Origin of the sequence: Streptomyces sp. NBC_01012 (assembly GCF_045162755.1) — a bacterium.
GTDB lineage: Bacteria > Actinomycetota > Actinomycetes > Streptomycetales > Streptomycetaceae > Streptomyces.
Genome location: NZ_CP108688.1, coordinates 7,122,540 through 7,136,683 on the forward strand (window position 1 = coordinate 7,122,540; position 14,144 = coordinate 7,136,683).

The following is a 14,144-nucleotide window of genomic DNA, read 5'->3' on the forward strand; positions in this document are numbered from 1 at the left end:
GAAAGAGCCCCCACCCATGAGCACCAAGAAGAAGATCTCGTACGGCGTCGCCTCCGCCGCCGCTCTCGCCGTGACGCTCACCGCCTGCGGCGGATCCGGCGGCTCCGGCGCGTCGGGCGGCACCTGGGACAAGGACGCGGTCGTCAACATAGGCTCGCTCTACGAGCCGCAGAACCTCGACAACACCGCGGGCGGCGGCCAGGGCGGCACCGAGGCGCTCAACGGCAACGCCTACGAGGGCCTGTTCAGACTCACCGACGACGGCAAGGTCGACAAGCTCCTCGCCCAGGACTACACGACCAGCGACGACGGCCTCACCTACACCTTCACCCTGCGTGACGGCGTGAAGTTCCACAGCGGCAAGGAACTCACCAGCCGGGACGTCAAGTACAGCCTGGAGAAGGTGCTCGCGGACGACTCCCAGTCCGCCCGCAAGAGCAACCTGGAGGTCGTCAAGGACATCGCGACCCCCGACAAGCGGACCGTGAAGGTCACGCTGTCGAAGAAGTCGATCTCCTTCGTCTACAACCTCTCCTACGTCTGGATCATCAACTCCCAGGCGAAGAACCTGAAGACCACCGAGGACGGCACAGGTCCGTACACCCTCAACAAGTGGACCCGCGGTTCCGCGCTGAGCCTGAACCGCTTCGACGGCTACTGGGGCGACGCCGCCGCCAACAAGCAGGTCGTCTTCCACTACTACAAGGACGCATCGGCGCTGAACAACGCGCTGCTGACCAACGCCGTCGACGTGGTCACCAGTGAGCAGTCGCCCGACTCCATCGAGCAGTTCAAGAACACCGGCAACTACAAGGTGAACGACGGCGACTCCACCACCAAGCTGCTGCTGGCGTTCAACGACAAGGCCAAGCCCTTCACCGACGTCAAGGTGCGACAGGCGGTGTCCGCCGCCATCGACGACAAGAAGCTGCTGGAATCCGTCTGGGGCGGCTACGGCAAGGAGATCGGGTCGATGGTCCCGCCCACCGACCCCTGGTACGAGGACCTCACCGACGTCAACGCCCACGACGTGGCGAAGGCCGAGAAGCTGCTCGCCGAGGCCGGTTACGCCAAGGGCTTCAGCTTCACCCTCGACACCCCCAACTACGACCCGCACCCGACGGCCGCGACCTTCATCAAGTCCCAGCTCGCCAAGGTCGGCATCACCGTCAAGATCAACACGATCACCCCGGACGAGTGGTACACGAAGGTCTACAAGAACCACGACTTCACGGCCACGCTCCAGGAACACGTCAACGACCGCGACCTCGTCTGGTACGGCAACCCCGACTTCTACTGGGGCTACGACGACCCGCAGGTCACCAAGTGGGTGGAGCAGGCCGAGGAGGCGTCCAGCACCGAGGAGCAGACCGAACTGCTCAAGAAGGTCAACCGCAGGACCGCCGAGGACGCCGCCAGTGACTGGCTGTACCTCTACCCGCAGATCGTCGTCGCGAGCAACAAGCTCTCCGGCTACCCGCTCAACGGCCTGAACTCGCAGTTCTTCGCCTACGACATCAAGAAGACGGGCTGATGGCGCGCTATCTGCTGCGCCGGCTCGCCTTCCTGGCCGTATCCCTGGTCCTGGCGAGCGTGGTGCTCTTCGTGCTGCTGCGCATGCTGCCGGGCGACCCGGCCAACGCGCTCACCGCGGTCGGCGCCGGGCCCGAGCAGATAGCGGCCGCCCGCCACTCCATCGGCTCCGACCGCCCGCTGCCCGAACAGTTCACCCACTGGATCGGGCAGCTGGCGAGCGGCGACCTCGGCACCTCGTTCGTCAGCTCCCTGCCCGTGGGACCCGAGGTCGGCGCCCGGCTGAACGTCACCGTGCCGCTCACGCTGGCCGCGTTCGTCCTCGCCGTCCTGGTCGCCGTGCCCGCCGGGTTCGTCGCCGCGTACAAGCGGCACACCTGGTACGGCGCGCTGCTCAGCGGCGTGTCCCAGCTGGGCATCGCGATCCCCGTGTTCTGGCTCGGCATGATCCTCATCGCGGTGTTCGCGCTGAACGCCGGCTGGCTGCCGTCGGGCGGCTTCCCGCAGGACGGCTGGGCCGACCCGGCGGAGGCGGTCCGCGCCCTCGTCCTGCCGGTCGTGACCATCGCCCTGGTGATGAGCGCGTCCCTGATCCGCTACGTACGCTCCGCCACCCTCGACGTCCTCGGCAGCGACTACCTGCGCACCGCGCGCGCCCTGGGCTCGTCCTTCGGGCTCGCCATGTGGCGGCACGGGCTGCGCAACGCCGCCGTACCGGTGATCTCCGTCCTCGGCATCGAGCTCGCCTCGACCTTGCTCGGCGCCGTGGTCGTCGAGTCGGTGTACGCCCTGCCCGGCCTCGGCTCGATGCTCGCCACCGGCATCGCCCAGCACGACTACCCGGTCATCCAGGGCGTGCTGTTCGTATCGACCCTCGCGGTGCTGGTGATCGGCTTCGTGGCCGACCTGGTCCAGCGGACCGTCGACCCGCGGCTGCGCGGCCGGCTCTCGGGAGGTGCCCGATGACCGGGACGGACCTGCTCGCCCCCACGAAGCGGCGCACCCGGCGCTCCGCCACCCTCGTCGTCGGCTGCGTACTCGCCGGCCTGATCGCCCTGTCGGCCGTGGTGTCGTTCTTCTGGCTGCCCTACGACGCCGACGACACATCCGGCGGACGGCTCACAGGACCCGACGGCTCCCATCTGCTCGGCACCGACAAGCTCGGGCGCGACCTGTTCACCCAGGTGATGACCGGCTCACGCATCGCCGTCGAGGCGGGGCTCGGGTCGGTGCTCATCGCGGCCGCCGTCGGGGTCACCCTCGGCGTGCTCGCGGCGTACGCACAGGGCTGGCTCGACGACACCCTCTCGGCGTTCCTCGACATCCTGATCGCCTTCCCGACGCTCCTGCTGGCGATGCTGGTCGTCGCCGCACGCTCGGCGACACTCGGCTCCGCGATCCTGGCGATCGGCCTGGCACAGAGCGCGATCGTGGCACGGCTCGTGCGCATCCTGGTCAAACGGGTCCTGGCCCAGGACTACATCACCGCGGCACGCACCTCGGGCACCTCCTGGCCGCGCACCGTCCTCTCCCACGTGCTGCCCAACATCTGGCCCACACTGGCCGTCAACCTCGCCCTGCAGTTCGGGCTCGCCGTGCTCGCCGAGGCGGGGCTGTCCTACCTGGGCCTCGGAGCGCCACCGCCCAACGCCTCCTGGGGCCGCATGCTCCAGGAGGCCCAGGCCACCTTCACCACGGCGCCGGCCGGCGCGCTCGCGCCAGGCATCCTGCTCGTCCTGCTCGTCATCGGCGTGAACCTCATCGCCGACGGCCTGCGTGACACCCTCGACCCGGCCACCCGGCGGAGGCGCACATGACTCTCCTCGACGTCAGCGGACTGACGGTACGCGCCCCCGACGGACGGACCCTGGTCGACGACCTGTCCTTCACCGTGGCCGGCGGAGAACGACTGGGCCTCATCGGCGAATCCGGTTCGGGCAAGTCCCTGACGACCCTCGCTGTGCTCGGCCTGCTGCCCGACGGCATGACCTCGGCGGGCAGCGTCGAACTGGCCGGGACACAGATGGTGGGCGCCCCCGAGAAGCGGCTCACCGGCGTTCGCGGCCGGGACGCGGCCGTCGTCTTCCAGGAGCCCATGACCGCGCTCGACCCGCTCATGCGGCTCGGACGCCAGATCGCCGAACCGCTCGCCCGCCGTACCGGCCTCAAGGGCAGGCGACTGCGCGAGGCCGTCCACGAGGCCATCGAACAGGTACGGCTGCCCGACCCCGCCCGTATCTCCCGCGCCTTCGCGCACGAGATCTCCGGCGGACAGCGTCAGCGCGTCGCCCTCGCCATGGCGCTGGCCTGCGAGCCCAAGCTGCTCATCGCCGACGAGCCCACCACGGCCCTGGACGTCTCCGTGCAGGCCGAGATGCTGGAACTCATCGACGGCCTGGTCCAGGAGAGGGAGATGGCCGTCCTGTTCGTCAGTCATGACCTCGCGGTCGTGGCCGCGGTCACCGACCGGGTGCTGGTCATGAAGGACGGCCGGGCCGTCGAGCAGGGCGCGGTCCTCGACGTCGTACGCGCGCCGCACGAGGAGTACACCAGGGCCCTGGTCGCCAGTGCCCGGAAGCTGGAATCCGCCCTGGACCTGAGGAGCCCGCGATGACACCCGTGCTGGAGCTCAAGGACGCCGCGGTCCGCTACCGCAGGAGCGCGCCCGACATCGTGCGGGATGTGTCACTCGCCGTCGAACCGGGCGAGAGCCTCGCGCTGGTCGGCGAGTCCGGGGCGGGCAAGACGACACTGCTGCGCCTGCTGCTCGGCCTGGCGCGCCCCACCGCCGGCACCGTCCGCTTCGACGGGGCCGACCTCGACACGCGCGACCGTGAGCAGATGCGCCGCTTCCGCAGCAGCGTCCAGTGCGTCTTCCAGGACCCCTACTCCTCGCTCGACCCCAGCCGGCGGATCGGTGCGATCGTCGCGGAACCGCTGCGCTCCCTCGGCCTCGACACCCGCTCCACGGCGAGGCCCAAGGTGGCCGCCGCGCTGGAGCGCGTGGGTCTCCAGGCGGACGCGGTCGACCGCTATCCGCACGAGTTCTCCGGCGGCCAGCGCCAGCGCATCGCCATCGCCCGCGCCACGGTCTGCGACCCCCGTGTCCTGCTCGCCGACGAGCCGGTCAGTGCGCTGGACGTCACCACCCGGGTGAAGGTCGTCGATCTGCTGGCCGAGCTGAAGGAGGAGCGAGGGCTGACCCTGGTGATGGTCTCCCACGACCTGTCGGTCGTGGCGTCACTGTGCGAACGCACCGCCGTGCTGGAGCGCGGTCGGGTCGTCGAGCAGGGGGCGACGTCCCAGGTGCTCGGCGCACCCGCGCACACCTACACCCGCCGACTGATCGAGAGCGTGCCCCGACTGCCCGTCTGACCCACCCCAGGGTTCCGTCAGGACGGCTTCGCGGCTGTCGTGAACGGCAGGACCAGCCGGGAGGGATGATCGGCGTCACGGTAGATCTTGTGCGTGACGGGACGTCCCACCGGCAGGTGGAAGGCGTCCGGCGCGGGTCCTGACGTGTGTGCGCCCGAACAGGCAGGGAAGAGCGGACCCTTGACCGTCACCTGCCGGAACGCGGGGCCAATCGGGTGAAGTTGAGCCAACGCGACAGGCATGAGCGTTTCCCTGAACGGCGAACGGTGGTTGTCCGTGACGGGAGACCGATCGGGTGTGACGCACGGCTGTTCAGCCGACTCCACGGTTCCTGGGCGAGCCAACCGGATGCCCGTTCTCTGGACCTTGGAGTTACACACAGTGCGAGTCGCTCTCACCGGGGCCACCGGCTTCCTAGGACTGCGTCTGGTCCGTGAGCTGCTGGAGCGCCACGACTCGTTGACGGTCCTCGCGCACGCCGGGTCGGCCTGCGCGCTCGGGCGGATCGCACGCTTCCTGGAGCTGACCGACGCCCCGGGCGCGCTGATCGCGGACCTTCCCCGCAGGCTCCGTGTCGTTGAGGTCGACCTGGGCCGGCCGGGCCTCGGGCTGACCGACGAGGCGTTCCAGCGGCTCGCCGACGAACTGGACGTGATCTGGCACAGCGCGGGCAACATCAACCTGGACGACGACATCGGCAACCTCCGCCGCGTCAACGTCGAAGGCACCCGGCGCGTGCTGGAGCTGGCCGCTGCGGGCAGCCGTAAGCCACTGCTCCACCATGTCGGTACCGCATTCGTGGGCGGGGCACGCCGCGAAGGTGTCGTCTACGAGGACGAGTTGGACAGCCGCCACGGCTTCGAGAACAACTACGAACGGTCCAAGTACGAGGCCGAGGTCCTCGTCCACGACTGGGCGCGCGCTCAGGGGCGTCCCGTCGTGGTCATGCGGCCGAGCATCCTGGTCACCGATCTGCCCCCGTACCCGGAACTGCCCCAGCACCCCCTGCAGTTCCTCTCCCGGATCGTACGGGCCTCACTGCGGAGCGACGGGTCCGGCCCCGGTGTACCCGAGGACCGCAGGCCGGTGGTGCGGCTGGCCGGCCACCCGGAAGGGCACCTGAACCTGATGCCGGTGGAGCACGCCGCGGCCGTCATGGTGCGGCTGGCGAGCCGGCCGCCTTCGGGACGCGCCGACGTCTACCACGTCGTCCACGACCACGATGTGGCGGCCACGGTCCTCACCGCCCTGATGGAGCGGATCGCACCGGTGAAGGTGCGGCTCGTCGAGAAGAGGCCGGACGACCCGGAACCGCTGGAGGCGGCCGCGGACCTCTTCCCCGGATTCACGCCGTACCTCAGCCACCGCCGCCGGTTCGACGACACGCGTGTACGCGCCCTGCTCGGCCCGTGCTCGTCCGGGATCCGCGTCGATCTCGACTATCTGACCACCGGCACGACGCCCACCCCTCCTCCTGACGGGAATCCGACCCTTGTCCCTGCCGGCACCTCCTGACGAGGCCGTCACCGCCTCACCGGTCTTCACCCCGGAGCAGATCGCGGCCCGCGTCGGGCGGTTCCGGGACCCCGCCCATATCGTCGCCGACCCCACCGGCCGCGCACTGGGCCTGGTGACCGGGCCCAGGCCCCCGGGCGACACCGTCGGCACCCTGCCGCCGCTGTACCCGGAGTGGCTGGGAGGGCGGACCTTCTGCGAGGCCCACGGTGTCCGCTTCCCCTATGTGGCCGGGGAAATGGCGAACGGCATCGCGACGACACAGATGGTGGCGGCGATGGCCAGGGCCGAGATGCTCGGATTCTTCGGCGCCGGCGGCCTGGCCCTTCCCGAGGTGGAGCGGGCGGTGCGCGCGCTGGCCGCTGAGCTGGCCGGCCTGCCCAACTGGGGGGTGAACCTGATCCATTCACCGAACGAACCCGATCTGGAGTACCAGGTCGCCAAGCTGCTCCTGCGCCACGCCGTCCCCTGCGTCTCGGCGTCGGCGTACATGGAACTCACCCCGGCCGTGGTCCTGTGCTCGGCCGCCGGGCTCCGCCGGGGCCCGGACGGACGGATCGTGCGGCGCACCCGGGTCTTCGCCAAGGTGTCACGGCCCGAGGTCGCGGCCCGCTTCCTGTCGCCCGCGCCGCCCGAACTGCTGCGCCGCCTGGTCGAGAGCGGGGAGCTCGGTGCGGAGGAAGCCGCACTGGCCGCGCTGGTGCCCGTGGCCGAGGACCTCACGGTGGAGTCCGACAGCGGGGGACACACCGACAACAGGCCTCTCGGCGCCCTGTTGCCGCGGATCCTGCTCCTCCGGGACGAACTCGCCCGGCGCTTCGGATACACGCGGGAGGTCAGGGTCGGCGCCGCAGGCGGTCTCGGCACCCCGGATGGGGTCGCCGCCGCGTTCGGACTCGGCGCCGCCTACGTCCTGACCGGGTCCGTGAACCAGGTCGCCGTCGAGGCGGGAATCTCGGACGACGCGAAGGCGATGCTGGCCGACGCCGACACCGCCGATGTGATCATGGCACCGGCGGCCGACATGTTCGAGGCGGGCGTCAAGCTCCAAGTCCTGCGCCGGGGCACCCTGTTCGCCCAGCGGGCCGGTCATCTCCACGAGGCGTACCAGGCGCACCCCTCGCTGGACGACCTGCCGCCGCAGCTGCGTGCCAAGCTCGAACGGGATGTGTTCAGGGCCCCGCTCGACGAGGTGTGGGAGCGGACCCGGCACTTCTGGCAGCAGCGTGACCCCGCCCAGGCGGACCGCGCGGCGAAGGACCCCAAACACCGTATGGCGCTGGTCTTCCGCTGGTATCTGGGGAGTTCGAGCCGCTGGGCGATCACCGGGGACGCCTCCCGGCGCAGCGACTACCAGATCTGGTGCGGTCCGGCGATGGGTGCGTTCAACCGGTGGACCGCCGGCAGCTTTCTGGCGGACCCGGCCAACCGTTCCGTCGTACAGATCGCGCTCAACCTGCTCGAAGGAGCCGCCGTCGCGACCCGTGCGCACCAGCTCCGCACGTACGGCGTGCCCGTGCCGCCCTCCGCGTTCGCCTACACCCCGCGCCGCCTCGCCTGACCGTCCTTCGCGCCCGCCCCTCATCAGCAAGGAAGTGGAGAGCATGTCCGCCTCTCGCCCCCGACAGGTCCCGATCGCCGTGGTCGGTATCGGTGCTCTCATGCCCGGTGACCAGGGTGCCGACGGGTTCTGGCGTACGGTCCTGTCCGGTCGTGACCTGATCACCGACGTCCCGGCCGACCGCTGGCTCGTCGAGGACTACTACGACCCCGACCCCACCGTGCCGGACAGGACCTACGCCCGTCGGGGAGCCTTCCTGTCCGATGTCGCGTTCGACCCGTTGGCGTTCGGGATCCCGCCGAACAGCCTCAGCGCCACGGACACCGTGCAGCTGCTCGCCCTCACCGTCGCCGAGCAGGTCATCGCCGACGCGGGCGGCCTCGCCGGAGCGGACCGTGACCGCGTCTCCGTGATCCTCGGAGCGGGCGCCACGGAACTCCTGACGCACATGGCAGCGCGGATGCAGCGCCCCGTCTGGCTCAAGGCACTCCGGGAGAACGGGATCCCGGAGGCGGAGGCACAGGCCGTCTGCGACAGCATCACCGGCCACTACGCCCCCTGGCAGGAATCGACCTTCCCGGGACTCCTCGGCAACGTCATCGCGGGCCGCATCGCCAACAGATTCGATCTGCACGGCACCAACCACATCACGGACGCGGCATGCGCCAGCTCCTTCGCCGCACTCTCGACGGCGGTTGCCGAACTCTCCCTCGGCCGCTCCGACCTCGTCATCAGCGGAGGTGTCGACGCCTCCAACGACGCGAGCACGTTCATGTGCTTCTCCAAGACGCCCGCCCTCTCACCCAGCGGCGACTGCCGGCCGTTCTCGGACGCGGCGGACGGCACGATGCTCGGCGAGGGCATCGCCATGTACGCCCTGAAGCGACTGGCCGACGCCGAGCGCGCGGGTGACCGGATCCATGCCGTCATCCGGGGGATCGGTACCTCGTCGGATGGCAGGAGCGGCGCGATCTACGCACCGATGCCGAAGGGACAGGCCCGAGCCCTGCGACGTACCTACGAGGAGGCGGGCTACGGCCCGGAGACCGTGGAGCTGGTGGAGGCACACGGCACCGGCACACGTGCGGGGGACGCCGCGGAGTTCGCCGCACTGCGTCAGGTCTACGAGGAGTCGGACCGCGAGGACCGGCAGTGGTGCGCCATCGGCTCGGTCAAGTCGCAGGTGGGCCACACCAAGTGCGCCGCCGGTGCCGTGGGTCTGCTCAAGAGCGTCCTCGCCCTGAGCCACCAGGTGATCCCACCGATGATCAAGGTGGAGCGGCCCGACCCCGCGATGAACATCGACGACAGCCCGTTCTACCTGAACACCCGGACCCGCCCGTGGGTACGCTCCGCCGACCGGCCGCGCAGGGCCGCCGTCTCCAGCTTCGGCTTCGGCGGCAGCAACTTCCATGTGACCGTCGAGGAGTACACGCCCTCCGTCGGCTCCGGCGCGCGTACGGCCTGGCGTACCCGGACCGTTCCCAGCGAGCTGGTGCTCCTGAGCGCCCCGACGGCGGCCGCCCTGCTGGAACGGAGGACCGACAGCGACCGGCCCCTGTCCGAGGTCGCACGGGCGAGCCAGCGGGACTTCCGCGCGGATGATCCCGTACGCCTCGCGATCGTCGCGGCGGACAGCGACGACCTGTCCGACAAGCTCGACCAGGCCTGCGCACTGATCGGGCGGCAGCCGGGCACGAACTTCTCCACACCGACGGGCGTCCACTACGCCACCGGTGAGGCCTCCGTCGGCCGGATCGGATTCCTCTTCCCCGGACAGGGCGCGCAGTACGTCGGAATGGGCGCGGACGTGGCGATGCTGTCCCCGGCCGCCCAGTCGGTCTGGGACCGGCTGGGGACGATGGAGCCAGGCGACGGCGGACAGGGCGAGCTGCACCGTGTGGTGATCCCGCCGCCCGCCTTCAGCGACGCTGAACGGGACGCGCAGCAGGCACTGCTGACCGCGACCGAGTGGGCGCAGCCCGCCCTCGCCGTGCACAGCCTCGCCTTGATCGAGGTGCTGCGCGGTCTCGGCGTACGGCCGGACTGCGTGGCGGGACACAGCTTCGGCGAACTGGTGGCGCTGCACACGGCGGGCGTTCTGGACGCGGAGTCCCTGGTGAGGCTCGCCCGCAGGCGCGGGGAGCTGATGCGCGAGGCGGCCGCGCTGCCGGGCGCGATGGCCGCCGCGGCGGCCGGACCCGAGCGTGTCGAGGACGTCATCGCCGGGTGCGGCGCCTCGGACGTCTGGGTGGCCAACCACAACGCCCCTGCCCAGACGGTGATCTCGGGAGCCGCCGAAGCGGTCGGCGTCGTCGAGCAGAAGCTCGCCGCCGATGGCATCACCACGCGACGGCTGGAAGCCGCCACGGCCTTCCACAGCCCGGTCGTGGCAGGGGCGACCTCTCCGCTCCTCGCCCACCTGGCCGGGGTCGCCGTCAGCGAGCCCCTGCTCGACGTCTACGGGAACGCCGATGCCTCGGTGTACCCGTCGGCCCCCGACGAGATCCGGCAGAGGATCGCCGGCCATCTCGCCTCACCCGTGCTGTTCAGCGACGAGATCGAGGCGATGTACGCCGCAGGGGTGCGGACGTTCGTCGAGGTCGGCGCCGGTGACACGCTCACGGGCCTCGTCGCACAGATCCTCGGCGACCGTACGCACCTCGCGGTCGGCCTGGACCGCAAGGGACGCAACGGCGTCACCTCCCTGCAGGACGCACTCGGGCGGCTCGCCGTGTGGGGCGTCCCGCTCGACCACGAAGACCTGTGGGCACCCTACGCGCCGCCCGCAGCAGCAGCCGAGGAGCGGAAGCCCGGAATGACCGTGCAGATCAACGGCAGGAACCAGGGGCGTGTCTACCCGCCCGCCGGAGGCGCAGCATCACTGCCGGCGCCGAATCCGCCTCGTACGCCCGAGGCACCGCCGGCCGCTGTGCCGGTCCCGGCACCGGCCCAGGCACCGGCACCGGCCCAGGCACCGGCACCTGCCCAGGCCCCGGCAGCCGCCCAGGCCCCGGCAGCCGCCGTGCCGGCGTCCGTATCGATGCCCGCCGCAGCCGCCGCGCCTGTGGTAGCCGCCGCGGGCCCGGAGACGGATGGCGGCGGCCTGCTCGCCGTGCTCGACAACGTGCAGCGCTACACCGCGCAGGCCCACGAGGCCTGTCAGCGCATGCTGATCGACAGTCACCTGGCGTTCCTGCAGATGACGGAGACGACCTTCAGCGCGATGCTCGGGGCGCAGGGGGCCGGCGGGGGTGCTCCGGCGGTGCTCACGCCTCCCGGCATGCCCGTCGTGGCGCCGGCGGCTCGGCCCTCCGGCGTACCCGAGGGCGCCACGCCGCCGGATGCCGTCACGGCTCCTCCGGCGGCCGTGGTGTCTGCTGCTCCGGTCGCTCCGGTCGCTCCGGTTGTCCCCGTTGCCTCGGTCGCTCCGGTGGCCCCTGCCGTTCCGGTCACGTCTGTCGCGTCTGTTACGTCTGTCGTACCCCCGGACGTCTCTGCCGACGGCTTCGAGGAGTTGCTGCTGTCCGTGGTCGCGGAACGGACGGGGTATCCGGTCGAGATGCTGAACGCGGACATGGAGCTCGAATCCGATCTGGGGGTGGACTCGATCAAGCGGGTGGAGATCCTTTCCGCCGTGCGGGAGCGGGTCGGTGCCCATGCGAACGGCGACGTGGGAGAGCTCCTGAAGCTCCGTACGCTGCGGCAGATCGTCGAGGCGTTCACCGTCGCCACCGCCACCGGCCCTCCGGCCGCCGCTCCTCCGGCCGCCGTCGTCGTGGCCGCGCCGGAGGTCCCCGCCCCCCGGCGCGAGCCGGCCGGGGCATCCTCGGTCAGCAGGCTCGCCGTGCGTACGGTGGACACCGCCGCACCCGGACTGACCCTGGCCGGTCTCGGGGACGAACCGATCGCTGTGACCGACGACGGGCTCGGCGTCGCCGAGCTGGTGGCGGCCAAGCTGACCGACCACGGGCTGCGCGCCACCGTTGTGTCCAGCGTGTCCCCGGACGCACGGGCGGTCGTGCACCTCGGGGGCCTCGCCCCGGCGGACTCACCCGAGGCCGCGCGGGCGTTGCAACGGGACGCCTTCGAAGCGGCGAGGTCACTCGCGCCGCAGTTCACCACCCATGGCGGGGTGTTCGTGGCCGTACAGGACACCGGAGGTGACTTCGGGCTCCGCGGCAGTCAGCCCGAGCGTGCCTGGCTCGGAGGTATCGCCGCGCTGGCCAGGACCGTCGCCAAGGAGTGGCCCACGGCCGTGGTCAAGGCGATCGACTGTGAGCGCGGAGGGCGCGACGCGGACGCCGTCGCCGAAGCGGTCGTACGGGAACTGCTCGACGGCGGACCGGCGACGGAGATCGGCCTGCGCGCCGACGGTACCCGTACCACCCCTGTCGTGATTCCGGCACCGGCCGAACCGGGCCGGGCCGCGCGCATCGGCGCCGAATCCGTCATCGTGGCCACCGGCGGAGCCCGCGGGGTGACGGCCGCCGCGCTGCTGGACCTCGCCGGTGCCCACAGGCCCCGCATCGTGCTGCTCGGCCGCACCGAGCTCGCCGAGGAACCGCACGGTCTGGCCGGGGCGACCGACGAGGCCGCACTCACCCGAGCCCTCGCCGAACGCTCAGACGGGGCCACCCCCACCGCGATCGGCGCCGAGGCCCGGCGGATCCTGGCCACCCGTGAGGTCAGGGCCACCGTGGCAGCCCTCCGGAGCGCCGGTTCCGAGGTCCGGTATCTGCCGGTGGACGTCCGGGACGGCGAAGCCCTGCGCGGGGCACTGGAGGAGGTACGCCGCGACTGGGGGCCGGTCACCGGAATCGTGCACGGCGCCGGAGTGCTGGCGGACAAGCTGATCGCCGACAAGACCGACGCGCAGACCGACCTGGTCCTGGCCACCAAGACGGGCGGCCTGCGCGAGCTGCTCACGGCGACCGAGAAGGATCCGCTGGACACGATCGTCCTGTTCTCCTCCGTGGCCGCGGTCTTCGGCAACGCCGGACAGAGCGACTACGCCATGGCCAACGAGGTGCTCAACCACGTGGCCTGCGCCGAGCGCGCCAGGAGGCCCGACTGCCTGGTGCGGTCGATCGCCTGGGGCCCGTGGCAGGGCGGCATGGTCACGCCCGCGCTCGCGGAACACTTCGGCCGCTCCGGAGTGCCGCTCATCCCCGTCGGACAGGGCGCCGCGGCCTTCACCGCCGAGCTGGGCACTTCGGGCACCGACACCAGGGTGGTCGTCATCGCGGCCGGGGAAGGCCCCGACTCCCCGCTGGGGGCGGTCGTCGAACCGCTCGCCGCGCAGATGCGCGTCCACGCACGGACCCACGCCTACCTCGCCGACCACGACATCGCCGGCGTCCCCGTTCTGCCGGTCGCGATGGCCCTGGACCGTTTCGCGGGCGCGGCCACGGCGTGGCGGCCGGACGCCGGTCACCTCGTGCTGAGGGATCTCCGCGTCTTCAGTAGGGTCGCTCTGCCGCACCTGGACGGTGCGGGCCACCGGCTCACCCTGAGCGGCCGTCGGGCGTCGACGGGCTCGCCCTCCGCTCTGGAGGCCGAACTCGTCGGGGACGAGGGCACACCGCACATCCGGGTCCAGATGGACTTCGAGCCGACCCGGCCACGACCGGAGAGCTGGGAGACCCCCTCGGGGCTTGCCGCGCCGCAGTGCACCGAGATCTACGACGGCCGGGTGCTGTTCCACGGTCCGGGCTTCCACGCCCTGCGGGCCGTCCACGGCGTCGGCGCGGACGGAGCCGAGGCGACGGTGGCGGGCCTGACCGAGCTCGGCTGGGGCGGTGACCACTGGCAGCTCGACACGGCCGCCACCGACGGTGCTCTTCAACTCGCCCTGCTGTGGGCGGACCACGCGCTCGGTGACGCCACCCTGCCGATGGCGGTCGCGGAGTGCCGGGTGCACAGGCCCGGCCCCCTCCAGGACACCGTGCGGTGTGTGGTGCGGGCCAGGAAGGTGCACGACACGGGAGCCCGCTGCGACGCGGCTCTCATCGGCCCCGACGGCCTCCCCTCGGTGGAGCTGCTCGGCGTGGAACTCGTACGACGCCCCTCCTGAGCCCGCGCCGACGCACCACCGCGGTCACTCGCCACACCAGTGCCGCCACCGCGGCCACTCGCCGCACCACCGCGCTACCCGGAT

9 protein-coding genes are annotated in these 14,144 nt (G+C 71.4%); 8 read left to right on the forward strand and 1 reads right to left on the reverse strand.

What is annotated here, in order from left to right; genetic code table 11:
* Positions 1–16 precede the first annotated feature (16 nt).
* From OG623_RS31815 to OG623_RS31835, 5 genes are read left to right on the forward strand one after another with little or no spacing between them, the layout of a single operon-like run.
* Positions 17–1,534, forward strand: a complete 1,518-nt coding sequence (locus OG623_RS31815) for an ABC transporter substrate-binding protein (RefSeq protein WP_406151050.1) — start codon at positions 17–19, stop codon at positions 1,532–1,534.
* Positions 1,534–2,499 (forward strand): ABC transporter permease, encoded by a 966-nt coding sequence (locus tag OG623_RS31820; RefSeq protein WP_406151051.1) that lies wholly within the window; start codon positions 1,534–1,536, stop codon positions 2,497–2,499. Before OG623_RS31815 ends, OG623_RS31820 begins: the two co-directional genes overlap by 1 nt.
* Positions 2,496–3,350: an ABC transporter permease gene (locus OG623_RS31825; RefSeq protein WP_406151052.1), complete on the forward strand. Its 855-nt coding sequence runs from the start codon at positions 2,496–2,498 to the stop codon at positions 3,348–3,350. The genes OG623_RS31820 and OG623_RS31825 overlap by 4 nt, the downstream gene beginning before the upstream one ends.
* Entirely contained in the window at positions 3,347–4,147 is an 801-nt protein-coding gene (locus OG623_RS31830) for an ATP-binding cassette domain-containing protein (RefSeq protein ID WP_406151053.1), read from the forward strand. Before OG623_RS31825 ends, OG623_RS31830 begins: the two co-directional genes overlap by 4 nt.
* Positions 4,144–4,908 carry an ABC transporter ATP-binding protein gene (locus OG623_RS31835; protein WP_406151054.1) on the forward strand — a complete coding sequence of 255 codons (765 nt, stop codon included), beginning with the start codon at positions 4,144–4,146 and terminating at the stop codon, positions 4,906–4,908. The genes OG623_RS31830 and OG623_RS31835 overlap by 4 nt, the downstream gene beginning before the upstream one ends.
* A gap of 17 nt (positions 4,909–4,925) precedes the next feature.
* Here OG623_RS31835 and OG623_RS31840 read toward each other — a convergent pair whose 3' ends face one another.
* Positions 4,926–5,150, reverse strand: coding sequence for a hypothetical protein (locus OG623_RS31840; protein ID WP_406151055.1), 225 nt, complete (start codon positions 5,148–5,150; stop codon positions 4,926–4,928).
* Between the two features lie 139 nt (positions 5,151–5,289).
* On the opposite strand from OG623_RS31840, the gene OG623_RS31845 reads away from it, so the two are divergent.
* The 3 genes from OG623_RS31845 to OG623_RS31855 are packed head-to-tail and all read left to right on the forward strand — an operon-like array spanning position 5,290 to position 14,060.
* Entirely contained in the window at positions 5,290–6,423 is a 1,134-nt protein-coding gene (locus OG623_RS31845) for an SDR family oxidoreductase (protein ID WP_406151056.1), read from the forward strand.
* Complete coding sequence (locus OG623_RS31850) at positions 6,401–7,984, forward strand: PfaD family polyunsaturated fatty acid/polyketide biosynthesis protein (protein ID WP_406151057.1); 1,584 nt, start codon at positions 6,401–6,403, stop codon at positions 7,982–7,984. The genes OG623_RS31845 and OG623_RS31850 overlap by 23 nt, the downstream gene beginning before the upstream one ends.
* A 43-nt stretch (positions 7,985–8,027) precedes the next feature.
* A complete protein-coding gene (locus OG623_RS31855) occupies positions 8,028–14,060 on the forward strand; it encodes an SDR family NAD(P)-dependent oxidoreductase (protein WP_406151058.1) in 6,033 nt (2,010 codons plus the stop codon).
* Positions 14,061–14,144: the final 84 nt, after the last annotated feature.